Raw genomic sequence first — 24,535 nt, 5'->3', positions numbered from 1 at the left:
TACCTTTGTCCCGATTAATAGCTATAAAACGCTCATAACATACCATATACACCTCTTTTTTGTGAACTATACCGTAAATTGCTATTGATATAAGGCATGAATTGTTACTAAATGGTATAGCTACATTCCTAATTATCTAAAAGTATAAAAATTTAGTCGAGATACGCTAGGGATTACGGATTAACATGGTACGCTTCTTTTCCTTCCTCTTTTTTTTCGCCACGCCAGTACTTGCCCAACCGACTCAGAATTTAATCGTTCTAACGACATTTTCAGAATCTGTACTAAACCCGATCGTTAAACAATTTAAACAGCAGTATCCAGAAAGCGAAGTTAGAGTCATTGTACGACGTGAAGAATCAGGGCTTCGGTTATTGCAACAGAACAACCATGATATTGATATTATCATTTCATCATCACCAACCTTCTTCCAGCCTCTAATCAATAGCCAAAAGTTATTACCGCTTCATGAAACTACAATTAGAAAAACGCCTCAGCAACTTTCACGTAATGTTTTTTCCTTCGGCCACACAGGATTCGGATTACTGTGGAACAATAACTATTTAAATAAGAATAAGTTACCAATTCCTAGCCGATTAAAGGATTTGATAAAACCTTATTACTATCGTCATATTAGTATTAGCAGTCCTTATCGTTCAGATACCACCCATTTAATGATTGAAAATATATTGCAGCAATATGGCTGGGTTGAAGGTTGGCGATTGCTCTATCAAATTGGAGGAAACCTAGCGTCAGTGGAAACCAGTGCGTTTTCACTCAGTGAGGCTATCTCTCGCGGTTTAATTGGAATAGGGCCGGTTGTTGATAGATATGCACACACTTATAAAAAACAATTTTCATTTGTTGATTTTAGCTATCAACCACAAAGCGCTTTATTACCCCATTATGTAGCCATGGTAAAAAACAGCCACCATTCACAATTTTCGAGAGATTTTGTGAGTTTATTACTTTCACAAGAATGCCAAACCAAATTAACAATTGACGGGCAACTCGCCAATAATGGTGATATTAGCCGAGATGAGTTTATTAAAAAGACGTTTAATGTTGCATCGCTAGATTACGATGTCATTCAGCAACGTTCAGGCTTAGTAAAGCACCTTTTTGAACAAACGATTAGTAGTCAACTTCCTCAACTTAACCAAGTATGGCAATTGCTGCATTCGATTGAAGCTTCATCAAATAAACTAACAAAACAACAACATGCTGATTTTCTTCATGCGAAACACTTAGCTTCTACCTCACCGATTGGCGTAGATGATTTAAAAAATAAGATATATCATGAGTTACCGCTATTTAGAGATAACCCGCAAGTTGATTATTTTAGACAGCAATGGCGGGGAAAAATGGCAGCACAACTTGAGCAAGCCATCGCATTAAGCCAAAAGATTATTAACGGGAATCCGGCATTGCAATGATCCGCTATATCAACAAGAAAACCATTGGTAGTCGCCTTATTATGGCGATTATTTTGATGGCATTTCTCACCATTACAGTCAGCCTTATTGCTGTCATCAACTGGGAAAAACTCAGCACACAAATTGAAACGATTACAGATAACAATATGCCAACCTTACAGGCAAGTTATCAGTTAGAACGCAACACCGCTGAGCTACAGGCAACATTGAATAACTTGGGCCAAAATACCAACCCGCTCAAGCATGAAACCATTAAAAACAAAATCACACATATTCTCGATAATATAAGCTTAGCCATTAATAACATTGCTAACCTACACTATTACCCCGCAATAAAATCAGGTCAACAAACCCTTGTTAAACAAATAGATAATTACACAACACTGTTACAACAGAGAAATAGTGGCTTGTTTACCTTAAAGCAGACAGAAAACAGCTTAAAATGGATCCATCACGATCTTATTGATGAACTGACACCACTACGCCAAGAAGTTGAGTGGAAACTCAATAACATGAACCGTCACGGAATTAAAAAAGACGCCGTTCAACTTGATGTTGTTAACAACGTTATGAATGAATTCTCATTAATTCAATCGATCACCATTAAAGAAAATGAGCTTCATCAATTAGTCGAAGAGATCGTTCAACAACGCAAAAATAGAGACATTGAAAACGCCTTTAATTTTATTGGTCATAAAATTACCGAGCTTAATGCTATTAGTAAGAATATTAGTAATTATCCTTCAGCCGTTCCATTTCGCCAATTATTAGAGAGATTTACCACAATCTTAAAACCAGGTGGTCAACTCGAACAACAACTAAAGCGGGATGTCGTTTTAGGGTTGCAAATAGACCGAGCTAAGCTGGATATTAAACAGCGCCTCTATCAGCAAGAAGAAATGATCCAAACATTGGTTGAACATGCAGATAACTCTCTTAAAAAACTAAATGATGAAACACATAGCGCTATTTTTCTGAGTAACACCATGTTATTTGGCGTTGTCTTTATTACTATCATACTCACTATTTTTCTCTCGGTTTACCTTGTCGGTAACGGTATTGTGAATCGCTTAAATTTATTAAGTAAAGATTTATACGCGGTTGCAAAAGGCGATCTTAATGTAAAAATTGCAACAACAGGCGAAGATGAGATAGGCATGCTTGGCGAAAACCTGCGTGACTTCTGTCAGCAAATGCAAGATATTCAAACCACCAATGCCCTTAACCTAATCAATAACACTCAGGCGAGCATCATCACTTGTAACATGCTAGGTGTAGTTGAATCTGTCAATTTACAGGCGCTAAAGCAATTTAACTTTGATCGTATAAGCCAACACCAAACATTATGGGATTTATTTGATAGCTCAGTATCTCATAAACTGATCCAACTCTTTGATCAAAAAAGCCCATTAAGACAATTAGGTGCCTATAAACTCACGGTTACCTTTAGTACAGACCAAAATAGCATCTTCTATCTCAGACTCGATTTTCGCGTATTCAAACAAGGTAATCAGGATAAAGTCATAATCACTATGACTGATATTACAGAACAAGAAAAAACCACCCGTTGGCTTGAAAGTAAGGTCACGGAAAAAACGCAATCATTGATATTAAGAAACCAACAACTAAAAGCAGAAATAGAAGATCGCAAACGTATCGAAGGGGATTTAATCGCCACTCAAGATGAATTAATCCAGGCGGCTAAAATGGTCACGGTTGGTCAAACCATGACATCACTCGCTCATGAGTTGAACCAGCCTCTTTCTGCTATTTCGACACGTCTATTTAGTGCGAAACTTGCAATTGATAACAAAAAATATGAAAAATTACCGGATAATATCGAAAAGATAGATGATTTAGTGATGCGTATGAGTAAACTGATCACTAGTTTACGTAATTTTGCAAAAAAACAGTCAGCAACGAATCCGTTAACGCGAGTTGATATTCAAGACTCGATCAAGCAAGCTATCGTCATCGTTGAAAGTCGCGCAAAAGTACAAAAGACAACCATAACAAACACCATTACCACACCGCTTTTTGTACAAGCCGATCAGGTACAACTTGAACAAGTACTGGTAAACCTACTGGTTAATAGCTGTGATGCTGTTGCTAGCTGTGAAGAGCGCCAAATAACAATTCTTCAGCTAGAAAGCACAAAAAAAACTATCAGGATTGCAGTTTTAGATAGCGGTAATGGCTTTAGTCATGACATTATTGAGAAACTATTCATACCTTTTACGACAACAAAAGATGTTGGTCTTGGTCTAGGATTAAGCATCTGTGGTTCAATTATGACAAGGTTAAAAGGTAACATCTTCCTCGCTTCTGGTCTCACAGGTGGAGCGATGATTGTTTTGGAGTTAAAAAAAGATGATGAGTGATGAAATAAATGTACTGATTGTCGATGACGATCAAGATGTATTAGATGCCTACCAAGAGTTATTAGAGTTGTCAGGCTACAATGTAGCAACGGTTCAAGACTCAACCAAAGTAATTAATATGTTAAGTCATAATTGGTCTGGAGTGATTGTAACAGATATGTACATGCCCGGTTTAGATGGCATGGAACTATTAGAAAAAGTTCAAGATTTTGATAACGAAATTCCTGTCATTATCGTAACGGGTCATGGTGATATTCCAATGGCTGTTGACGCACTTAAAAAAGGGGCGATTGATTTTTTACAAAAGCCATTACAGCCTAACGAACTGATAAAACTATTAGAAAAGCATCTACCTCAGCGTAAAAAGATCATTGAACAGCGTAAAACATTGCATAATACCGCCACCGAGTTACTTCTCGGTGAGAGTCCATTGATTGTAAAAATACGCGAACAATTAAAACTGGTTGTTAATTCAACCAAGGATGCCTTAATTGAAGGTGAAAACGGCACGGGGCGTCATACCGTTGCTAAAATTCTGCATAAGAATAGTCCACTTCATCAAGGCCCGTTTATCGAGGTTGATGGCTCAAGTATTACTTGTACCCCCGATCTTCAACGTAGCATGATTTCAGCTCGCAGCGGGTGTTTGTGTTTAAGTAATCCACACATTATGCCAATCGAAAGCCAGCAATGGTTATGTCGTTTCTTATTAGAACAAGAGCGACAAGGTAAAAAAGAAGTGCGTTTACTTGCTCTATTCACAGGCTCACCTGAACCATCGGTGGAAAGTGAGCAGTTTTTACCTGAACTATTTTATTTTTTAAGCCAAGTACGTTTTAGTCTGCCGACACTGCGTCAACGTAGTAGCGATATTACCTTTATTTTTAAACACTACTTAAAACAGAGTTGTAAAAAACTTAATAAAGCATTACCTGCTATTGATAAAGCCTACATCAACACACTCTGTCGCTATGAGTGGCCAGGGAATGTCTTAGAGCTTAAAAACGTTGCAGAGTTATATGCCATTGGCATTGTGAAATTAGCCGGACAAGAGCGTTCTAAACCCCTTGAGCAAATGAGTAGCCCACTGGATGATTTAGTTGATGGCTATGAAAAACAAGTCATTGAAGATGCGCTATACCTGTTTGCAGGACGTATTAATGAAGTATCATCATATTTGCAAATCCCACGTAAAAAGCTTTATCTAAGAATGAAAAAGCATGGACTTGATAAAGCCGAATATAAAGTAAGACCAAGCCATTAAGCAGGTCTGCTCATCAATACTCCTTGAATAGAAGCCTTCTCTCGCGAAGGCTTTTTACTATCAGAACAAAAATACGTTAGCGACAACCAACAATAAGCATTACACTTAGCGGCTGTTTTTCCGCTTTGGTTTACTCTTATGTCCTATCAATGTCCTCTATGCCATGAGTCGCTTCTTCTTGACGCTCATAGCGAACAACCTAAAACCTACCGTTGTTGTAATAATCACCAATTTGATTTGGCAAAAGAAGGCTATGTGAATCTCATGCCTGCTCACCATAAAAGCTCGAAAAATCCTGGTGACAATAAAGAGATGATGCAAGCTCGTCGCCTATTTCTCAATACAGAGCATTATCAACCACTGCGTGATGCCGTCATTGCACAACTTGCATCACTTCTCCCTGATGGTGCGACTGAACTACTTGATATTGGTTGTGGTGAAGGCTACTACACCTCTGAATTTGTAAAACTACGCCAACAATTTCCTGCACTTTCCGTCCATGGTTTAGACATTTCAAAAGTTGCAGTGAAATACGCCGCTAAGCGTTACCCTGAATGTGATTTCTGTGTTGCATCAAGTCACCGTTTACCCTTTGCCGATCAATTATTTGATGGTGTAGTCCGTATTTATGCGCCATGTAAAGGTGAAGAGTTAGAACGCGCCATCAAACCCGGTGGAATTTTAGTGGCTGTGACCCCTGCACCCCGCCACTTATATCAATTAAAAGCATTAATTTATGATGGTGTACGCCTTCATGATGTCCCCGTTGAAACGATTCCTGGCTTTGATCTGGTTGCCGATGAGCAACTACACTACGACATGACATTAAGCGGTGAAGAAGCTACGGCATTGATGCAAATGACGCCGTTTGCTTGGAAAACATCAGAGCAAGTATGGCAGCAATTAGCTAACGCCAATAATTTCCATTGTGAGGCAGATTTCGCAATCCGCGTATATCGCCGCCAGTAACACTGTATTAATGCGAGTTATTACCATACGCAATTGATAATAACTCGTATTAACTATATTATTTATTATTGTTGTGAATTTTGCTTATTTTTAATCAATAAGCTCACTTTCAGGGATATCAATAATGAATAAATGGCTCGCTTTGAGTTTTAGCTTTGCCACACTTTTAACAGGTTGTGCATCTAACACCTCCGATATAACATCTTCGTCTTCAGCAAACCTAACCACGCTATACGACTACAGCATTACATCACCAAATGGAAAGACCTTAACAGTCGATCAATTAGCAACAGAGCTAAAGAATGCTGATATTATCTTAGTTGGTGAGTGGCATAGCCATCCTGCAGCTCACCTATTACAAAGCCAATTATTCGCTGCGTTATACCAACAAAATCCACAATTAACCTTATCAATGGAGCAATTCACCCGAGATAAACAAGCTGTTGTTGATCAATATCTTGCAGGTAAGATTGGTGAACGAACATTGGTATCGGAAGGTAATGCGTGGCCAAACTACGACAGTGATTACCGTCCGCTGGTTGAATTTGCCAAGCAGAATAACTTAGACGTGATTGCCGCTAATGCGCCAAAAAGTATTGTACGCTGTATTAGTAAAAATGGGCCTGAGTACTTAAATAAACTGCCACCATCAGAGCGTTCATGGATTGCACACTCATTGACTCTTAATAAAGATGCATATCAAACCAAATTTTTAAACTCAATGCATCACGGCAATGAAGAGCAAAACCTACGTATGTTTGCCGCACAAACCGCGTGGGACGATACTATGGCAGAAAGTATGGTCACGTATTTGAACACGCATCCAAATAAACAAATCATTCATGTCGCAGGTCGTTTTCATACCATGGAAGGACTGGGTACGGCTTCTCGCATTAAAGCGCGTAATCCCAATTTAAAAGTCGCAGTTGTCACTCCAATAACAGCTTCAGAACTACTCTCTGATGGTGCTCTAGATTATAAGGTTACTATGGCATCGCTTCCTGTTCGTTACGTACAAAAAGAAAAACAGAACAAAGCAATGATGGATATGATGAAAAGAAACAAGGATTTAAAGTGTTATAAATAACTTAAAGCAGTAAATTACCATAGCCCAGATAGAGCAGAACCCCATCGGCGGCCAAGCAGTTGGGGTTCTTAAGGGAGATAACAGCTATATCTCTTAGTAGCCATATTATAATGCCATAGCAACCTTTCTAATACCTGAACAGCATATCCATTCCGCCCATTTGATAGGTAAATGGCAACATAACTTTCATTAACATCCATAGCGAAAAACAGTGTAGATACTAATAATCCTCTATGTATTTTTTATGACAGCTATGTAGATATTTAGTTGCACTTTTTCGTTATTTTTTTTGAGAAAACTTTTTAAGACCACATTTCACTTTCTTTCCCCGAACGAAAAACACATGAAATCTTATCTCTGCCATCGCTACCCATCCCAAATTAAAGTAAAATAGAAAAAATACAGCTCTCACAATTTTGAGCCAAAGAAAACTAGGAAAACCATGAAAAAAACATTTGCTTTAACCCACCCTAAAAAAGCTGTTCCTCGCGTTGTTGAAGCAGTGAAGTTTGAAGTTAAGAAATACCTACGTCGTGAGCGTAACAAAGCACTTCCTGCTGGCGCTGACTTTTGGGATTTTGATTGTAAGTTTGGTCATACCGAGCAAGAAGCCAAAGTTATTCATGTAAAAGAAATCAACAAGTACATCGATGAAGCTGAAAAGTTAGAACTACCATCATTATACTTAGAAATCTTGGCAAAGCCTGCAACACGCGCACAACGTCCAGATTTTGATTTCGACGAAGAATAATCACATAACGTTTTAGGTTATATTCTTTACGATAAAAGAGTCACTACGGTGGCTCTTTTTTATAAAAAAAAACAAACAGTTAAATATCATAAAATTTAAATAACCTTTTATTTAAAAAGCGATAGAAACCAACATTACAACAATAAAAAACATTTAAATTCAACAAGTTAAACAAGATAAAAACTCAAACACCACATATTTAAACGTTGTATTTTATCCCCATAGATTAAGATAAATAAATATATCGGTCTTTGTTAACTGTCGCTGTAAATACAAAAGTAATACGCATAGAAAAGCGGCCTCGGTATATAAGATGAGAGCTCACGCTAAATAGTGGCAAAATATTTAGAAAACGAACGGTAAAATATTTAACGAAAAAAAAGCAGCTCATTAGGCTGCTTTTGTACGTTAAATATCTCTGATTAGAACCAGCGTTCTAATGCACTACGGTCTAATTGCTTAAATGCGCGGCTGAGTACATCAGCAAGTTCTTGGTAGCGAGGTTGTGATTTTTTCGGTTGCATCGCATAACCTTCACTGACAATTTTCTGGTAGATCTCGCTGTACCATTTCGCCAGTGATGGTGGGAGTACGGTTTGGCTACGTTTACCTAGCCACCATAAACCTTGTAATGGCATCGATAACGCCAATAACGCAATGGCAACAGCTTGCGGCATGCCTGCATAATTATGAAATACCATTTGGGTCAAAATACTAATAGCAGCGACGGCCGGCATCACCTTAGTGGCAAACTTTGTTGCTTTGATATAGCGATGTTCAGGAAAAACAGCAGCCAGCTCTTTACGCATTGGCCATGTGCTCATGTAATGCTGACCGTCTTGGAAATACTTCCACTTTGTTTGTTGAGTCATAAAGCACCATTTATCAAAAAAAAATATAATCTTTAAAATTTTTAAGCAATAAACTTGATTAAAATTAAATTTATCTAAAAATGTTTTTGTTATATTGCTTAACAATCGCTATCCTAAGCACGCCTAAAGGTAATTGTTGCTGTTAATGGTATTAACTGCAAGTTAGGCACCCTCAAGGATGAACCAGAATTGCAGGTAACTCAATTCAAATACTCAAGAATGAGCACGAATTTCACCCTGACTAGACCGATAAATATATCATCGTCTATTCTATGGGTACTTTTTTATTCAAAAATGAATATCAACTTTCAGACAGATTATAGGTAGTCACTCTCATGTCTAAGCTGGTTTTAGTTCTAAACTGCGGTAGTTCATCTCTTAAGTTCGCAATCATCGATCCTGTATCAGGTGACGAACACCTTTCAGGTCTAGCAGAATGTCTAGGTCTTCCTGAAGCACGCATCAAGTGGAAACTTGATGGCAAGCACGAAGCACAACTAGGTGAAGGCGCGGCTCACGAAGAAGCTCTAGCATTCATGGTTGATACTATCCTTGCTTCTAAGCCTGAGCTTAAAGAGAACCTAGGCGCTATCGGTCACCGTATCGTACACGGTGGCGAGCAGTTCTCTGCTTCAGCTCTAATCGACGATGTTGTTCTTCAAGGTATCGTAGATGCGTCTGATTTCGCACCACTACACAACCCTGCACACGTTGTTGGTATCGAAGCTGCTAAACACAACTTCGCTGATCTTAAGAACGTAGCGGTATTCGACACGGCTTTCCACCAGACTATGCCTGAAGAAGCATTCCTATACGCTATCCCTTACAACCTATACAAAGAAAACGGTATCCGTCGCTACGGCGCACACGGTACTTCTCACCGTTTCATCGCTCGTGAAACAGCGAAACTTCTAGACAAGCCTCTTGATGAGCTAAACATCATCAACTGTCACCTAGGTAACGGCGCATCTGTATGTGCAATCAAAGGCGGTAAATCTGTAGATATCTCTATGGGTCTAACTCCTCTTGAAGGTCTAGTAATGGGTACACGTTGTGGTGACCTTGACCCAGCAGTTATGTTCCACCTACACGATCGTCTAGGTATGAGCGTTGCTGAAATCAACACAATGTTCACTAAAGAGTCTGGCCTACTAGGTCTAACTGGTGTGACTTCTGACTGTCGTTTCGTTGAAGAAAACTACGGCGTTAAAGAAGAAGCAACGCGTGCAATGAACGTATTCTGTCACCGTCTTGCTAAGTACGTAGCTAGCTACGCTGCAAACATGGATGGTCGTCTAGACGCTATCGTATTCACAGGCGGCATCGGTGAGAACTCTGCTCCTATCCGTGAAGAAGTACTTAAGCGTCTATCTATCTTCGGTATCGAAGTAGACAGCGAAGCAAACCTTAAAGCACGCTTCGGTAACGAAGGTGTTATCACTTCTGCAAACAGCCGCATCCCTGCAATGGTTGTTTCTACTAACGAAGAGTTAGTAATCGCAGAAGATACAGCGCTTCTAGCTGAAATCTAATCTAACGATTATCTTAACGGCTGGCTTTAAGTCAGCCGTTTCTTCATGACATCCCGTCATGTTCTCATGTGGTATTGTTCTATAGTTATTCTACTAATTAAAATGAATTGTTATTGAACAGTGCTTTATCATTCAATAGTTTGAGGAATTCATAGTGTCCCGTACTATTATGCTTGTTCCAGTTGGCGCTGGCGTTGGTCTAACAAGTGTTAGCCTTGGTGTACTTCGTGCAATGGAACGCAAAGGCGTTCGCGTTTCTTTCTTTAAGCCTATTGCGCAACCGCGTAAAGGTGGCGATCAGCCAGATCTAACAACAACAATTATTAGTGCTAACAGCGATATGAAAATTGCTGAGTCATTCTCAATGGCAAGCGCTGAAGAATTGATCCGTAACGACAAAACTGATGTTCTTCTAGAAGACATTGTTGCACGCTTTAAAGCGGCAACAGCAGATGCTGACGTAACGCTAATCGAAGGTCTAGTTGCTACTCGTAAGCACCCTTTTGCAAACCAAATCAACTTTGAAATTGCAAAAACGCTAGATGCTGAAATCGTGTTCGTTGTATCTCCAGGTACTGATAACCCAGCTCAACTTAAAGAGCGTATTGAAGTAGCATGTTCTAACTTCGGTGGTATCAAGAACAAGCAAATCTCTGGTGTTATCGTTAACAAACTTAACGCGCCAGTTGATGCTGAAGGCCGTACGCGTCCAGATCTTTCTGAGATCTTTGATGACGTAGAAGGTACTGTTCCTTCAAATGTTGAAATCATGCAAGTGTTCAACTCAAGCCCAATTCGTGTACTAGGTTGTGCACCTTGGAGCGCAGAGCTTATCGCTACACGTGCAACTGATATTGCTCAGCACCTAAATGCTGAAATTATCAATGCAGGTGACATCGAAACTCGTCGTATTAAGAGCATCACTTTCTGTGCACGCTCTATCCCTAATATGGTTGAGCACTTCCGTCCAGGTTCACTACTCGTCACTTCAGCTGACCGTCCAGACGTAATCGTTGCAGCATGTCTTGCAGCAATGAACGGCGTAGAGCTAGGTGCACTACTTCTAACAGGTGGTTACGAACTACCAAAACCTGTTATGGATCTATGTGAGCGCGCATTCGCGACTGGTCTTCCAGTCATGACTGCTCAAGGTAACACTTGGCAGACTTCTCTAAATCTACAGAGCTTCACACTAGAAGTACCTGCAGACGATAAAGAGCGTGTAGAGCTAGTTAACGAGTACATGGCAAGCCACATCGACGGTAACTGGATTGAGTCTCTAACTGAAGGTTCAAACCGTGAGCGTCGCCTAAGCCCACCAGCATTCCGTTACCAGCTAACTGAGCTAGCTCGTAAAGCGGCTAAGCGTATCGTTCTTCCTGAAGGTGACGAGCCACGTACAGTTAAAGCTGCGGCTATCTGTGCTGAGCGCGGTATCGCGGAATGTGTGCTTCTAGGTAACCCAGATGAAATCCGTCGCGTTGCTGAGCAGCAAGGCGTCGTTCTTGGTGCTGGCGTAACTATCATCAACTCTGACGAAGTACGTGAAAACTACGTGGCTCGTTTAGTTGAGTTACGTGGCGCGAAAGGTATGACTGACGTTGTTGCTCGTGAGAAACTACAAGATTCAGTATTCCTAGGCACAATGATGCTTGAGAACAACGAAGTTGACGGTCTAGTGTCTGGTGCTGTTCACACAACTGCAAACACTATCGTTCCTCCGTTCCAAATCATCAAGACTGCACCAGATGCATCTATCGTATCTTCTGTATTCTTCATGCTACTACCAGACCAAGTATTGGTTTACGGTGACTGTGCGATCAACCCAGATCCAACAGCTGAGCAACTAGCTGAAATCGCTATCCAATCTGCAGATTCTGCAAAAGCATTTGGTATCGACCCACGTGTTGCTATGATCTCTTACTCTACTGGTGAATCAGGTAAGGGTGCAGACGTAGATAAAGTACGTGAAGCAACGAAGATCGCTCAAGAGAAACGTCCAGATCTAGTGATCGATGGTCCTCTTCAGTACGATGCTGCAATCATGGAAAACGTAGCTGCTTCTAAAGCACCTAACTCTCCAGTAGCAGGTAAAGCAACTGTATTTGTATTCCCAGACCTAAACACGGGTAACACAACTTACAAAGCGGTACAGCGTTCAGCAGATCTAGTATCTATCGGTCCAATGCTTCAGGGCATGCGTAAGCCAGTTAACGACCTTTCTCGTGGCGCACTAGTAGACGATATCGTTTACACAGTTGCACTAACTGCGATTCAGGCAGAACAAGCTTCAGCTAAGTAAGTTTTAATACTTATTTAATCGACTGATAAAACGCTCCAATACATGTCTTCAATTTTTATTGAAATGTGTATTGGGGCGTTTTTTATTACTGGAATAAGGTGTTTTAACCCTTTATGCTGGCAAGCTAATTAACGGTTAAGGACAACCTGTTAGCATGGATTTTCTCAACTCTCTCGGGCTATTTATTGGCTCATTGATCTCCAACACCCTCGCATCACTCTCTGGTGGCGGCGCAGGCTTAATTCAATTTCCTCTACTTATTTTTCTTGGCTTACCCTTTAGCATCGCTCTTGCGACCCACAAAGTGGCAAGTGTGGCATTAGGCGTTGGTGCAGCCATTAAACATTTACGTCAAGGCACACTGTCGTTGAAATTTACACTCTATGTGATCCTTACAGGCGCAATAGGTGTGATTATTGGCGCAAACCTGATCCTCTCTTTTCCTGAAAATATCGCTGAAGCTGCACTCGGTATGTTAATACTCAGTCTTGGTATTTATTCACTGATGAAAAAAGAGCTAGGACAAAACGAAAACGCTATTCATCGCGACATAAAAGGGATGATCATTGGTGGGCTTGGTCTAGCCATTATTGGAGTATTAAATGGCTCACTTACCGCCGGAACAGGGCTATTTGTTACCTTATTTTTAATCCGTTGGTTTGGCTTTAACTACAAACAAGCGGTAGCACTAACCTTGGTGAGCGTTGGGCTATTTTGGAATGGAATTGGCGCTATCGCAATTTACCAAGCAGGCGCACCGATTTACTGGCCTTGGATCCCCGTATTATTACTCGGTTCATTACTGGGTGGTTATTTAGGCGCTCACCTTGCTCATCAAAAAAGTAATCAACTCATTAAACGTTGCTTTGAAGCCCTGACTTTTATTATTGGCTTTAAGTTACTTTTCTCAGCTTTCTAGTCCACGTTATTTAAGGAGTATTTCATGGATAAAGCGATCATTGATATCTACTACTGTCGTCAATGTAATTGGATGCTACGCTCTACATGGATGGCCCAAGAGCTACTGCATACCTTCAGTGAAGAAATCCAAACCATCAGCCTTCACCCAGACACAGGTGGACGTTTTGAAGTTCACTGTAATGGTCAGCTTATTTGGGAACGTAAAGCCGATGGTGGCTTTCCAGATGCGAAACAGCTAAAGCAACGTATTCGTGATGTTATCGACCCAGAGCGCGATTTAGGCCATGTAGATCGCCATAGTAAACCATAAGCGATAATACCTATACCCAAGCAACCTCAAGATGCAGTGTTCAGCGAGACGACCTTAGTTCTCAGGCGCGGCAACGATTCGTAGATATAGTGGTTCTACATTGAGAATCGTTAACAAAGTCTGAGAGCTAAGGACGCTCGCCCTTTGGGATCGTGTCACTGAGCCGACTTCTTGCGTCAGACAACTTGGAAAGAGCTCACTATTCCGCTTCGTTGCCTTCCTTGAATTCAACTCAGTGACATCGCTCTGAATCAGGCATCTTGAAGTCGCTTGGGTATAGTTCTAAATACAATAACGCCCTGAATGTGCTTTCTCTATTAAGTGGCTTTGCGCTTAAAACCAGAGAGCTGCATTCAGGGCGTTACTTTTATCAATTAAAAATTAGATCTGGGTGTGTACCAGTACTTCACCGTCAAAGCTGATCACAGATAGCTGGTTGCCATCTAATAAACCATAACTTGCAGGTAACCCATTACGAGGAATAGCGACAGAGCCTGGGTTAAACACAAATAGCTCATCTTTTGCTTCTGCAACAGGAATATGAGTATGTCCCGATACAATCACATCACCGGCACGTAAACGAGGATGTTTATTGGCGTTATACACGTGACCATGCGTTAAAAAAAGACGCTGTCCTGTTGGCAATAACACAAGGTTGTAATCTGCCATAATAGGGAACTCAAGTAGCATTTGGTCGACTTCGCTGTCGCAGTTACCGCGTACCGCCGTAATACGTTCGCCGAAGCGATTTAACAGCTCAGATACCTTGATAGGATTGTACCCTTCAGGTAATGGATTACGCGGGCCATGATTTAAAATATCACCCAATAGAATTAAGTGCTCTGCACCACTTTGTTCAAAAGCAGCAATCATCTTTTCAGCACTCGCTAAAGAGCCATGAATATCAGAGGCAAAAAATAATTTCATAATCAAAAACCAGTCATTAATCCAGATTCGAAGTCTACTCGTAGTCTTATCAAATTTCCATGTTAGCGGTACTGATATCTCATCATAAAATGCAACCAAATGCTTATACGTGCATAATATTCGTGATAATTCTCTTACGTCACAATATTAAGATAATGGATTTTAAGTCTCTCGTTATACTGATAATTTAACTGATATAGAATGCTGATATATAATAGAAATAAGCAACACATCAAAGCTTAGATGATGACTGATAATGGAATAACGACATGAATATTTTAATGACAGGCGCAACAGGTTTTATCGGACGAGCACTGATTCCTCATTTCAATCATGATCACGTCACCATACTTACACGTAACCCGACTCGTGCTTACAATCAACTCGGTCATCATATCCTCGCCGTTGATAGCCTAGATAGCTTCGACAATTTCGACCAATTTGATGCTGTTATCAACCTTGCGGGTGAGCCGATCATCAATAAGCGTTGGAGTGACAAACAAAAAGAGAAAATATGTCAAAGTCGTTGGGATATTACCCAGCAACTCGTTGATAAAATTAAAGCCAGTCGTCATCCTCCGCATACTTTTCTTAGTGGTTCTGCGGTGGGCATTTATGGTGATAACCAAGATAAAACCATTGATGAATCCACCCCGCTTGATATTAACGATAACGACTTTGCCCAGAACGTCTGTTACCGCTGGGAGCAAATTGCTCTTGAAGCCAAATCAGAACAAACCCGTGTGTGCTTTATCCGCACAGGTATCGTACTTGGCAAACAAGGCGGTGCATTAGCGCGCATGTTACTGCCTTATCAACTAGGATTAGGCGGAAAAATTGGTGACGGTAAACAATACTTTCCTTGGATCCATATACAAGACATGATCAAAGGCATCATCTTTTTACTAAATCACCCAGAAGCGCATGGTGCATTTAACTTTACCGCCCCAACACCGGTGACGAATAAAGTGTTTAGCCAAACCTTAGCCGCAACTCTAAAGCGTCCACACATTTTATTTACCCCTGCTTGGGTTATAAAACTAGGACTTGGAGAATCAGCACAGCTATTGCTTGATAGCCAACGTGCGCTACCGAATAAGTTACAGCAAGAAGGGTTTAACTTTAGCTTCCCTTGTATTGAGCAAGCACTAAAGCAGACGTTGTGTGACTAGATAAAATATATTTATTAAATGGTTAAAAAAACTATTATTAACTTTGATAATCATATATGAACAATAATAATTTTAACGTGATACTTGTAGTGGTATTAGTTTGTATTTCTTTTTGGTTAGGAGTCAGTACTAATGATCAGAGTATTCAAGAATGGACAAAATTTAAGGATATCCTGAGCATTCTAATAAGTGCTCTTACCTTATTTATTGCATGGGTAGCTTTAAATAGATGGAAAAAACAACACAAATACGAAGAGCGTTACAAGGCTATAGTATCTATAGAAGAAGATATTTTTAAATGCTATAACGCATTTAATGAACTGAAACATAGTAATACAGCAATGTCTTTAATTGATAATGGATACGATGTTAGCCTCGAATGGCAAAAAGCAGCGGAAGAATACTCCTCAAAAAAATACAATTTAGAGCAAAAATTAAAAAGCTTATACCTTTCAAAAGAACGATATAATCGTTTTTTCTCAAATAAAGAAAAAGATGAAATTGAAAGTATTCTTAATGAATATTTTCATGCTATGGATAACTACACTGATAAATCTCGAGATATCAAGGAAAGCACCGTTCTAGGCAAACTAGAAAGTAGCGTTAATAATACGCATACACGTGTAATTACATTTTTTGATTATTTACGTAAAAACGTATAACAACCTAAAAAATGACATTATAAATAAAAAGCCGCTTTGTAAATAAAGCGGCTTTTTATTTATAAACAAGACTAATTACAAAATTGTATTCTCAAATGTCTTTGTAGGAATTAGAGTAGTTTTAGGCATGATTTCTTGTCTATTTTTTACGAGCACCTAATCTCTTTTAATGAAGTTATTGACGATGTACGACCTTGCTTGATATCAGATTAAGCAAAACTTATCATCTTCATCATGGCTACCACCACTTTGTCTTTCAAAGGACATTTATTATTTAAATAATCTACACTCCATCAACGCAACGGCAACAACAACTTCTTGATCTGCGATCGTGACACTAAATACACCAAGCCAATAGCCAGCATAGGTAAGCCTATCCACATTAATGGATGCAAGGTAAACGGCAGTTCAAAACCTTTTACCACCAGCAAACCGACAACAAATTCAGCGCCAATGGCTGCAATAATCCCAGCTAATAACGCAATAATGCCGTATTCAAACCACAAGGTAGCAGCAATGCGTTTTCGGCTGGCACCGAGTGTGCGATAAAGCTGAATTTCGGTTTGACGCTCTGAAATACTCAAGCGTAATAAGGTCATAATGAGTAGTAATCCACTCAGTACACCTAAGCCAGCTAATACCGTAAGTGACCAACTCACTTGGGCTAATAAAGCTTGAATCCGTGTTGCCATCATACGTAAATCAAGCACACTCACCGTTGGATAATTACTGGCTAAGGTATTAAGTAAATCGCTTTGCTGATCATTCACTCTAAAACTCACTAGCCATGTTGCAGGAAACGACTGCAATACATCTGGGGTGAAAATGAAGTAGAAGTTCGGCTTCATATTACGCCATTCCACATCACGAATGCTGTTTACTGTGGCGTTAAACTCTAGCCCACCAATGGTAAAAGCCAGCTTGTCACCCAATGCAATGTTTAAGCGTTTCGCAATGCCAGATTCCACTGAAACACCTGAGCTACTTCCCCATTTACCTGCAATCACCTCATTATGACTCGGTAAGCTTTCCGCCCATGTGAAGTTAAGCTCTCGTCTTAATGCAGGATCGCGTTCTGGACTATTGTCGGAAGTAATCTCTGCAGCTACGCCACTTTGGCTTTCATCTTCTGATAAGTAAAAGCGTTGCTCATTAATCGCGACCAATCTTCCACGGGTCACAGGATAACCTTCAGAACGGGCTAATTGATTCGCATCTAAATAATCTAAATAGGCTTGTTGCTGATCTGGCGCAATATTAATTGCAAACACATTAGGCGCATCAGCAGGTAAGGTATTTTTCCAATCCGCAAGTAACTCGTTACGTAATAATCCAATCACAGCTAATAGCATTAACGAACACGTCAATGCCGCCAATTGCGTCGCGGTCTTCGCTTTACTACGATTGACACGACTTAACGCCAAACTGTACGCAGCACCGAGTTTAACTTTCTTAAGTAAAGCAATGGCAGCAAGGCCAACTAAAGCTAACAACACTAACAGTGCCACCATGCCCAATAAGGTCAGCCAAACAAATACATTGCTACCAATCCACCATACTGCTGCAAAAACAGGGAAGATCAACAACAACCATATAGCTGAGAACTTAGATGTTGGAGTCTGGGTTGCTTGTACCGTATTCATTGCAGAAGCATTCACTAAACGAGAAAGCGGAATACCCAATGCTGGCAATGAAATGAAAAGAGCGAGCAGTAAGCTGATCACTAATGGCGCAAAACCAATCGTCGGTAATTCATCAGGTAACAACTGTTGCAGTGGATAGCGCAGTAACCATTCGAGCCAAAAACCCAACAGTAAACCAACGCCAATCGCGACTGAAAACACAACCGCAATTTGTTGTAATAACCATCGCCATAAAAAACGACGACTTGCACCAAGGCTCTTCATCATCGCGACTGATGTGATCCGCGTCGACGCATAGTGCTGACATGTAAGCACTAAGGTTGCTGATGCCATGAGCACCACCAGCACTAAAGTCAGCGATAGGTATTGCCTTGCTCGCTCTATAAAGTCACCACTGCGCCCGGCATCGTTTTCAGTTAACCAGCGCTGGCTTGGGGTTAACTTCATCGTTTCACGAATATCAGCAAGATCAGGATCGGAGCCGGAAAAATAGTAGCGATAGCTGATCCTGCTACCTTCTTGAATCCCGCCAATGGCAGCAATGTCTTTATTGTTGATCAATACTGCTGGCATTTGGCTAAAAGGGTTAAAAGACAGTTCAGGATCTTCTAAGATTCTCCCACTAATGGTTAGCTCCCCATCCCCCAGCATGAGTGTATCGCCCTCTTTGACATCCAGCAGCGAAAATAAGCGTTCTGATAACCACAACTCACCGGGGCTCACATGATGGTGCACAGACTTATCAGCCGCTTGTAATCGTAAATCGCCACGCAATGGAAATTTCGCATCAACCGCTTTAATGCTGACTAACTGCATACCGTTATCGCTAAATGCCATGGTACCAAAGCGAGTTTGCTGTGAAGTGGTGATCTTATTGGTTGATAACGGTTGTAAATCTACCGCTTGCGATGACTTCAATACCATATCTGCCGCTAACGCAGAGCGACCTTGCGAAACTATGACCCCTTCAACACGGCTTACCAATGCCGATAACGCAAATACGCAAGCTATAATTAAGCTCAGCGCTAAGGTGACTAACCACAACTGACCTTGTCGGATTTCACGCCACGCCCAACGTAAAAAGAACGGACGTTTTTTCATCGAAAGTGAATCACTCTGCATGACGTTCATCCCTCGCGAGTTTGCCGTTATCTAATCGCATAATTCGATCGCAACGAGCCGCTAATGTATCGTCATGGGTGACAAGCACCAGTGTTGTGCCACTGTTTTTATTAAGCTCAAACAACAGCTCAATAACCATGGCTGCGGTATGCTGATCGAGGTTTCCTGTTGGCTCATCAGCAAACAAAATTTTCGGTTTGATCATAAAAGCGCGAGCTAACGCGACGCGTTGTTGTTCACCACCGGATAACTGACTCGGTAAGTGAGTTTCTCGCCCTTTCAAACCAACAACAGCAAGCAATTCTTTTGCTCGCTCAACATCCACCTCATTATCTTGGATCAAACACGGTAACGTGACGTTCTCGAGTGCATTTAAGGTCGGTAGTAACAGGAAGTTTTGAAACACGAAACCAATAGATTCACTACGTAATTGAGCGCGTTGTTCATCATCTAACGTAGAAAGGTTATGACCAAGTAGCTCTATTTCACCTTGTGTTGGTACATCGAGCCCCGCCAGTAATGTCATCAAGGTTGATTTACCCGCGCCAGAGACACCGACAAGGGCAATAGACTCTCCTTGCTCGACCTCAAGCGAAACATCCTGCAAAATAGTCATAGGCGACAAGGTAGTCGTGACTTGTTTTGAAACAGAGTGTGCCTTAATTACGGAGACAGACATGATACGAATCCTTTCATTGTTGATGCTGGTGTTTTCATCCACCGCATTGAGTCAAACACTGTTAGTTCTTGGCGATAGCCTCAGTGCTGGTTATCAGATGCCAGCAGAGAAAAGCTGGCCTGCACTACTGCCGCCACTGTTAGAACAGCAAAAACAACCAACGACCATTGTGAATGCGAGTATCTCTGGCGATACCAGTGGTAATGGGTTGGCACGATTACCAGCATTATTGGAACAGCATAAGCCTGATTTTGTTTTAATCGAATTAGGTGCGAATGATGGCTTACGTGGGTTTCATCCTAAAATATTACGTAATAACCTTAGCCAAATGATCAATGAGATCCAAAAAGTGGGATCGCAGCCACTATTAATGCAAATTGAAGTCCCACCCAATTATGGTAAACGTTATAACGAACTGTTTCGTAATACTTACCCATCATTAAGTGAAGACACCAATGTGCCTTTATTGCCGTTTTTTCTAATCGATATTATTGTAAAGCCAGAATTAATGATGAAAGATGGCCTTCACCCAACCGCACAAGCACAGCCACTGATCGCTCAATTTATGGCAAAGCATCTTCAACCTTATCTCAACAAGGAAAGCTCACAGTGACACAATCTATTTTAATTACAGGGTGTAGCTCTGGTATTGGCTATTACTGCGCAAAAACACTGACCGAGCAAGGCTTTAACGTTGTTGCTAGTTGTCGAAAATCAGAGGATGTAGAAAGGCTCAATCAAGAAGGTATTCGTTGCGTTCAATTGGATGTCACTTCAGAGTCATCCATCACAGAAGGTTTAAGCCAAGCACTAGCCATCACTGGCGGAAAATTAGATGTGTTATTTAATAATGCCGCTTACGGACAACCCGGCGCATTAGAAGATTTACCGACCTCAGCTCTACGTGAACAATTTGAAGCGAACTTCTTTGGCTGGCACGAGCTAACTAAGCAAGTCATCCCACTGATGCTTACCCAAGGTCACGGTAAAATTGTACAAAACAGCTCAGTACTGGGATTAGTCGCCATGAAATATCGCGGCGCATATAACGCCAGTAAATTTGCAATTGAAGGCTATACCGATACCTTACGTTTAGAGTTAGACAATACGCCGATTAGTATTTCTTTGATCGAGCCAGGACCAATTGAAAGCCAATTTCGCGCTAACGCAAAACGCATGTTTGAACGTCATATTGATATGAACAACTCTCGCCATTATGACAACTACCAAGACACCCTCTCTCGCCTTGGTAAAGAAAAGGTAACCAACAAATTTACTTTAAACCCTGATGCAGTATTACGACCACTATTGGACATCATTAATAGCTCTCGCCCAAAATCACGCTATTACGTGACACAACCGACTTATATTTTTGGTTTCTTACGTCGTATCCTACCAACAAGATTTCTTGATAAGTTGCTGATAAAAAGCAATTAATAAAGAAGAAACCTGCTTAAAACCCATCGCTTTTAGGCAGTTTTCTCACCTTATAAAAGTGGTGATAAAAACAACATTTATAAAATCAATGATGATTAATATGCTGATTTATAACCACTAAACATAAAAAAACACTTACTCCAGTTAAGAATATCACCCAATATTACATTTTCTATAAAACGTAATATTATTGTCATATAACAAATGTAATGTGATCCCATAACTTAAGCTAATTATCAAACTTAGCTCTTTCTTCATTACGTTTAAGGTGTATATATGACATTGCGCCAAATTAACTTACTATGCGCGTGTATCACGTTAGTGCTTTTGCTGGTATTCGGTAATTAATACTGTTCTTTCTCGTTTTTTAAACACTTACTAATTTCTGTTTCATTACCTCAACTTGATCCACATCGATTCATCCCCATATATTTGGTATAGCCTTTCAAATAGTCAACGGATCGAATTACATGTACCAAAATACTGCGCTAGAAATTAATGAACAAAATCTGCAACAGGTTATCGAGCAATCGATGCAAACACCTGTTGTGATCAGTTTTTGGGCGCCATCGATGCCTGAAACGCTAGAAGTGAATGCAACGCTAGAAAAACTGGCTCGTGAATACCAAGGACAATTTATCCTTGCTTCACTAAACTGTGAAACCCAACAAATGGTCGCTTCTCAGTTCGGTGTCCGTGGTTTACCTACTGTTGCTCTGTTTAAAGATGGTCAACCTGCTGATGGCTCTGCAGGGCCACAAACAGAGCAAACATTACGTGAAATGCTAACTCGTCATCTACCAAGCCAAGAAGAGCTGGCATTAAAACAGGCATTGGTATTAGTTGATAATAAAGAATACGCTCAAGCTCTACCGCTACTGCGTCAACTGTCAGCACAACTTCCTAACGATAGCTTAGTAAAACTCGCTATTGCAGAGTGCCTGATTGAAACCGCTTTATTTGATGAGGCCGAGCCGATTCTTGCGACAATCCCAATGCAAGATCAGGATGCACAATACAAAGGCTTGGTCGCTAAATTAGAATTACACAAGCAAGCGGGTAACTCGCCAGAGATCCAACAACTAGAACAGAAACTAGCGTCCGAACCTGACAATGTTGAATTACGTTATGAACTCGCCGTGCAATACAGCCAAGTAAACCGTAATGAAGAAGCGCTAGAGTTATTGATTGCAATTTTACGTAAAGACATGAACTTCTCAGATGGTAATGCAAAGAAAACCATGATGGATATTCTTGCAGCATTAGGTCAAGGCAATCCAATTGCAGCCTCTTACCGCCGTCAGCTTTACTCTTTGATGTATTAATTCGATAAAGTATAAATAGCAAAAAGCCCGATACGCTTTTAACTCTAAGAGTTCACGTATCGGGCTTTTTCGTATTTATTTATCGTAAAATATTACTTCTTACGATCGCGCAGTACATTCGTTAGACGTTTACGTTGGCGTTCTTGAGAAACAGTTAGCTTCTGCTTTTTAGTCTCAAATGGGTTTTCGCTATTCTGGAATTGAATGCGAATCGGTGTCCCCATCATTTCTAATGACTTACGGTAGTAGTTCATTAGGTAACGCTTATATGAACCCGGAAGATCATTAACTTGGTTACCGTGAACGACAATGATCGGTGGGTTATAACCACCGGCGTGCGCATACTTAAGCTTCACACGACGACCACGGATCATTGGTGGCTGGTGATCATCTTGTGCCATTTGCATAATACGCGTTAGTAGCGAAGTACTAATACGCTTAGTTGCAGACTGGTATGCTTCAATCACTGACTCATACAAGTGACCAACACCGGTACCGTGAAGTGCTGAAATAAAGTGAATACGCGCAAAGTCAACGAAGCCTAAACGACGGTCAAGTTCAGACTTAACACGCTCTTTCACTTCGTTATCTAAACCATCCCACTTGTTCACAGCAATCACTAATGAACGGCCTGCATTTAGCGCAAAACCTAATAAGCTTAGATCTTGATCTGAAATGTTTTCACGAGCATCGATAATCAACAATACAACGTTAGCATCTTCAACCGCTTTTAACGTTTGAATAACTGAGAATTTCTCAACCGCTTGGTGCATGTTCTTACGACGACGGATACCCGCAGTATCGATCAATACGTACTCTTGACCATCACGTTCCATTGGAATGTAAATAGAGTCACGCGTTGTTCCTGGCATATCGTAAACAACAACACGTTCTTCACCTAAAATACGGTTTGTTAGTGTTGATTTACCTACGTTTGGACGACCAATAATTGCAAGCTTAATTGGCTGCTCTTGAAGACGCTTATAGGCAGCTTCCGCATCCGCTTCAGAAAGGTTTGCTTTCTCAATATCTTCAACCGATGTGAGATCTTCAAGTTGAAGTTCTTGCTCTTCACCTTCTTCTGCAAGCTCTGCATTCAGTTTGTCAGAGAACGGTGCTAATGCGCGCTCCATCAATGCAGTAACACCACGGTTTTGAGTTGCTGCAATTTGGTACATTGCATCAACGCCTAAACGCCAGAATTCAGCACAAGCACTATCTGCATCAATACCATCAACCTTGTTTACCACAAGGAACGTTGGTTTTTGACGGCTACGTAAGTGCTTAGCAATTGCTTCGTCTGCGGCAGTTAAACCAGCACGACCATCTACTAGGAACAGAACAACATCAGCTTCTTCAATCGCTGCTAATGACTGTTCAGCCATTTTTGTTTCAACGCCTTCCTCAGTACCATCAATACCACCGGTATCGATAACAATGAATTCATGCTCTTCTAGCTCTGCTCTACCGTATTTACGATCCCTAGTTAAGCCAGGAAAGTCAGCAACAAGTGCATCCCTTGTGCGAGTAAGACGATTAAATAGCGTCGATTTACCCACGTTCGGGCGCCCGACTAGGGCAACAACAGGAATCATAACTACCTCTTACTTTTCATAGTCTTATTGACATTTTTACCGTTCATTCTTGCCTCCAGTTCACATTTCTGAGAACCTTCATCCGACAATAATATATTCAACGGATATAACAACAACGGCTCCAACTACGTATCGCAGCTGGAGCCGA

At 40.7% G+C, this 24,535-nt stretch carries 20 protein-coding genes; 15 read left to right on the top strand and 5 right to left on the bottom strand.

Annotation, left to right across the window (positions count from 1 at the left end; all coding sequences use genetic code 11):
- Positions 1-185 precede the first annotated feature (185 nt).
- From C9J40_RS15735 to C9J40_RS15710, 6 genes are all read left to right on the top strand, one after another.
- Positions 186-1,436: an ABC transporter substrate-binding protein gene (locus tag C9J40_RS15735; RefSeq protein ID WP_107247383.1), complete on the top strand. Its 1,251-nt coding sequence runs from the start codon at positions 186-188 to the stop codon at positions 1,434-1,436.
- Complete coding sequence (locus C9J40_RS15730) at positions 1,433-3,817, top strand: ATP-binding protein (protein ID WP_107206007.1); 2,385 nt, start codon at positions 1,433-1,435, stop codon at positions 3,815-3,817. The genes C9J40_RS15735 and C9J40_RS15730 overlap by 4 nt, the downstream gene beginning before the upstream one ends.
- Positions 3,807-5,081, top strand: a complete 1,275-nt coding sequence (locus tag C9J40_RS15725) for a sigma-54 dependent transcriptional regulator (protein ID WP_107206006.1) — start codon at positions 3,807-3,809, stop codon at positions 5,079-5,081. The genes C9J40_RS15730 and C9J40_RS15725 overlap by 11 nt, the downstream gene beginning before the upstream one ends.
- Before the next feature lie 138 nt (positions 5,082-5,219).
- Positions 5,220-6,050 carry a 23S rRNA (guanine(745)-N(1))-methyltransferase gene (gene rlmA, locus C9J40_RS15720; protein ID WP_107247382.1) on the top strand — a complete coding sequence of 277 codons (831 nt, stop codon included), beginning with the start codon at positions 5,220-5,222 and terminating at the stop codon, positions 6,048-6,050.
- A 124-nt stretch (positions 6,051-6,174) separates the two neighbouring features.
- A complete protein-coding gene (locus C9J40_RS15715) occupies positions 6,175-7,137 on the top strand; it encodes a ChaN family lipoprotein (RefSeq protein WP_107247381.1) in 963 nt (320 codons plus the stop codon).
- A 442-nt stretch (positions 7,138-7,579) separates the two neighbouring features.
- Positions 7,580-7,888 carry a DUF6172 family protein gene (locus C9J40_RS15710; RefSeq protein WP_105059635.1) on the top strand — a complete coding sequence of 103 codons (309 nt, stop codon included), beginning with the start codon at positions 7,580-7,582 and terminating at the stop codon, positions 7,886-7,888.
- Positions 7,889-8,310: 422 nt separating this feature from the next.
- Here the strand turns inward: C9J40_RS15710 and yfbV are convergent, their stop codons facing one another.
- On the bottom strand, positions 8,311-8,760 hold the full coding sequence (gene yfbV / locus C9J40_RS15705) for a terminus macrodomain insulation protein YfbV (protein WP_158259290.1): 450 nt from the start codon (positions 8,758-8,760) through the stop codon (positions 8,311-8,313).
- Positions 8,761-9,095: 335 nt separating this feature from the next.
- Here yfbV and C9J40_RS15700 point away from each other — a divergent pair, with 335 nt between their 5' ends.
- From C9J40_RS15700 to C9J40_RS15685, 4 genes are all read left to right on the top strand, one after another.
- Positions 9,096-10,292, top strand: coding sequence for an acetate kinase (locus tag C9J40_RS15700; protein ID WP_107206002.1), 1,197 nt, complete (start codon positions 9,096-9,098; stop codon positions 10,290-10,292).
- Between the two features lie 154 nt (positions 10,293-10,446).
- Complete coding sequence (gene pta, locus C9J40_RS15695) at positions 10,447-12,594, top strand: phosphate acetyltransferase (protein ID WP_199187094.1); 2,148 nt, start codon at positions 10,447-10,449, stop codon at positions 12,592-12,594.
- A gap of 154 nt (positions 12,595-12,748) precedes the next feature.
- Positions 12,749-13,513: a sulfite exporter TauE/SafE family protein gene (locus C9J40_RS15690; protein ID WP_107206000.1), complete on the top strand. Its 765-nt coding sequence runs from the start codon at positions 12,749-12,751 to the stop codon at positions 13,511-13,513.
- Positions 13,514-13,537: 24 nt separating this feature from the next.
- A complete protein-coding gene (locus C9J40_RS15685; protein ID WP_107247380.1) occupies positions 13,538-13,825 on the top strand; it encodes a SelT/SelW/SelH family protein in 288 nt (95 codons plus the stop codon).
- A gap of 381 nt (positions 13,826-14,206) precedes the next feature.
- Here the strand turns inward: C9J40_RS15685 and yfcE are convergent, their stop codons facing one another.
- On the bottom strand, positions 14,207-14,752 hold the full coding sequence (gene yfcE, locus C9J40_RS15680; protein WP_107247379.1) for a phosphodiesterase: 546 nt from the start codon (positions 14,750-14,752) through the stop codon (positions 14,207-14,209).
- 269 nt (positions 14,753-15,021) lie between these two features.
- On the opposite strand from yfcE, the gene C9J40_RS15675 reads away from it, so the two are divergent.
- A complete protein-coding gene (locus C9J40_RS15675; protein WP_107247378.1) occupies positions 15,022-15,924 on the top strand; it encodes a TIGR01777 family oxidoreductase in 903 nt (300 codons plus the stop codon).
- Positions 15,925-15,980: 56 nt separating this feature from the next.
- On the top strand, positions 15,981-16,586 hold the full coding sequence (locus C9J40_RS15670) for a hypothetical protein (protein WP_107247377.1): 606 nt from the start codon (positions 15,981-15,983) through the stop codon (positions 16,584-16,586).
- 293 nt (positions 16,587-16,879) lie between these two features.
- Here the strand turns inward: C9J40_RS15670 and C9J40_RS15665 are convergent, their stop codons facing one another.
- Both C9J40_RS15665 and C9J40_RS15660 read right to left on the bottom strand, forming a co-directional pair.
- On the bottom strand, positions 16,880-19,351 hold the full coding sequence (locus C9J40_RS15665; protein ID WP_107247376.1) for an ABC transporter permease: 2,472 nt from the start codon (positions 19,349-19,351) through the stop codon (positions 16,880-16,882).
- Positions 19,341-20,030 (bottom strand): ABC transporter ATP-binding protein, encoded by a 690-nt coding sequence (locus tag C9J40_RS15660; RefSeq protein ID WP_107247375.1) that lies wholly within the window; start codon positions 20,028-20,030, stop codon positions 19,341-19,343. Before C9J40_RS15660 ends, C9J40_RS15665 begins: the two co-directional genes overlap by 11 nt.
- Here C9J40_RS15660 and tesA point away from each other — a divergent pair.
- From tesA to C9J40_RS15645, 3 genes are all read left to right on the top strand, one after another.
- Positions 20,029-20,643: a multifunctional acyl-CoA thioesterase I/protease I/lysophospholipase L1 gene (gene tesA / locus C9J40_RS15655; RefSeq protein WP_107205993.1), complete on the top strand. Its 615-nt coding sequence runs from the start codon at positions 20,029-20,031 to the stop codon at positions 20,641-20,643. The two genes, C9J40_RS15660 and tesA, sit on opposite strands and share 2 nt — an antisense overlap.
- Positions 20,640-21,467, top strand: coding sequence for an SDR family oxidoreductase (locus C9J40_RS15650; RefSeq protein WP_107247374.1), 828 nt, complete (start codon positions 20,640-20,642; stop codon positions 21,465-21,467). Before tesA ends, C9J40_RS15650 begins: the two co-directional genes overlap by 4 nt.
- A 470-nt stretch (positions 21,468-21,937) precedes the next feature.
- Positions 21,938-22,792 (top strand): co-chaperone YbbN, encoded by an 855-nt coding sequence (locus C9J40_RS15645; protein WP_107205991.1) that lies wholly within the window; start codon positions 21,938-21,940, stop codon positions 22,790-22,792.
- Positions 22,793-22,884: 92 nt separating this feature from the next.
- Here the strand turns inward: C9J40_RS15645 and der are convergent, their stop codons facing one another.
- Positions 22,885-24,387: a ribosome biogenesis GTPase Der gene (gene der / locus C9J40_RS15640; protein ID WP_107205990.1), complete on the bottom strand. Its 1,503-nt coding sequence runs from the start codon at positions 24,385-24,387 to the stop codon at positions 22,885-22,887.
- Positions 24,388-24,535: the final 148 nt, after the last annotated feature.

Origin of the sequence: Photobacterium sp. GB-72 (assembly GCF_003026095.1) — a bacterium.
Taxonomy (GTDB): domain Bacteria; phylum Pseudomonadota; class Gammaproteobacteria; order Enterobacterales; family Vibrionaceae; genus Photobacterium.
The sequence above is the reverse complement of the archived record's forward strand: the minus strand, read 5'-3'. Positions and strand labels throughout refer to the sequence as shown.

Coding starts and splice junctions, on each gene's coding strand:
- der (WP_107205990.1), bottom strand. CDS start 24,387: ATGATTCCTGTTGTTGCCCTAGTCGGGCGCCCGAACGTGGGTAAATCG.
- rlmA (WP_107247382.1), top strand. CDS start 5,220: ATGTCCTATCAATGTCCTCTATGCCATGAGTCGCTTCTTCTTGACGCT.
- C9J40_RS15685 (WP_107247380.1), top strand. CDS start 13,538: ATGGATAAAGCGATCATTGATATCTACTACTGTCGTCAATGTAATTGG.
- tesA (WP_107205993.1), top strand. CDS start 20,029: ATGATACGAATCCTTTCATTGTTGATGCTGGTGTTTTCATCCACCGCA.
- C9J40_RS15710 (WP_105059635.1), top strand. CDS start 7,580: ATGAAAAAAACATTTGCTTTAACCCACCCTAAAAAAGCTGTTCCTCGC.
- C9J40_RS15735 (WP_107247383.1), top strand. CDS start 186: ATGGTACGCTTCTTTTCCTTCCTCTTTTTTTTCGCCACGCCAGTACTT.
- yfcE (WP_107247379.1), bottom strand. CDS start 14,752: ATGAAATTATTTTTTGCCTCTGATATTCATGGCTCTTTAGCGAGTGCT.
- C9J40_RS15725 (WP_107206006.1), top strand. CDS start 3,807: ATGATGAGTGATGAAATAAATGTACTGATTGTCGATGACGATCAAGAT.
- C9J40_RS15645 (WP_107205991.1), top strand. CDS start 21,938: ATGTACCAAAATACTGCGCTAGAAATTAATGAACAAAATCTGCAACAG.
- C9J40_RS15690 (WP_107206000.1), top strand. CDS start 12,749: ATGGATTTTCTCAACTCTCTCGGGCTATTTATTGGCTCATTGATCTCC.
- C9J40_RS15700 (WP_107206002.1), top strand. CDS start 9,096: ATGTCTAAGCTGGTTTTAGTTCTAAACTGCGGTAGTTCATCTCTTAAG.
- yfbV (WP_158259290.1), bottom strand. CDS start 8,760: ATGACTCAACAAACAAAGTGGAAGTATTTCCAAGACGGTCAGCATTAC.
- C9J40_RS15715 (WP_107247381.1), top strand. CDS start 6,175: ATGAATAAATGGCTCGCTTTGAGTTTTAGCTTTGCCACACTTTTAACA.
- C9J40_RS15730 (WP_107206007.1), top strand. CDS start 1,433: ATGATCCGCTATATCAACAAGAAAACCATTGGTAGTCGCCTTATTATG.
- C9J40_RS15670 (WP_107247377.1), top strand. CDS start 15,981: ATGAACAATAATAATTTTAACGTGATACTTGTAGTGGTATTAGTTTGT.
- C9J40_RS15660 (WP_107247375.1), bottom strand. CDS start 20,030: ATGTCTGTCTCCGTAATTAAGGCACACTCTGTTTCAAAACAAGTCACG.
- C9J40_RS15665 (WP_107247376.1), bottom strand. CDS start 19,351: ATGCAGAGTGATTCACTTTCGATGAAAAAACGTCCGTTCTTTTTACGT.
- C9J40_RS15675 (WP_107247378.1), top strand. CDS start 15,022: ATGAATATTTTAATGACAGGCGCAACAGGTTTTATCGGACGAGCACTG.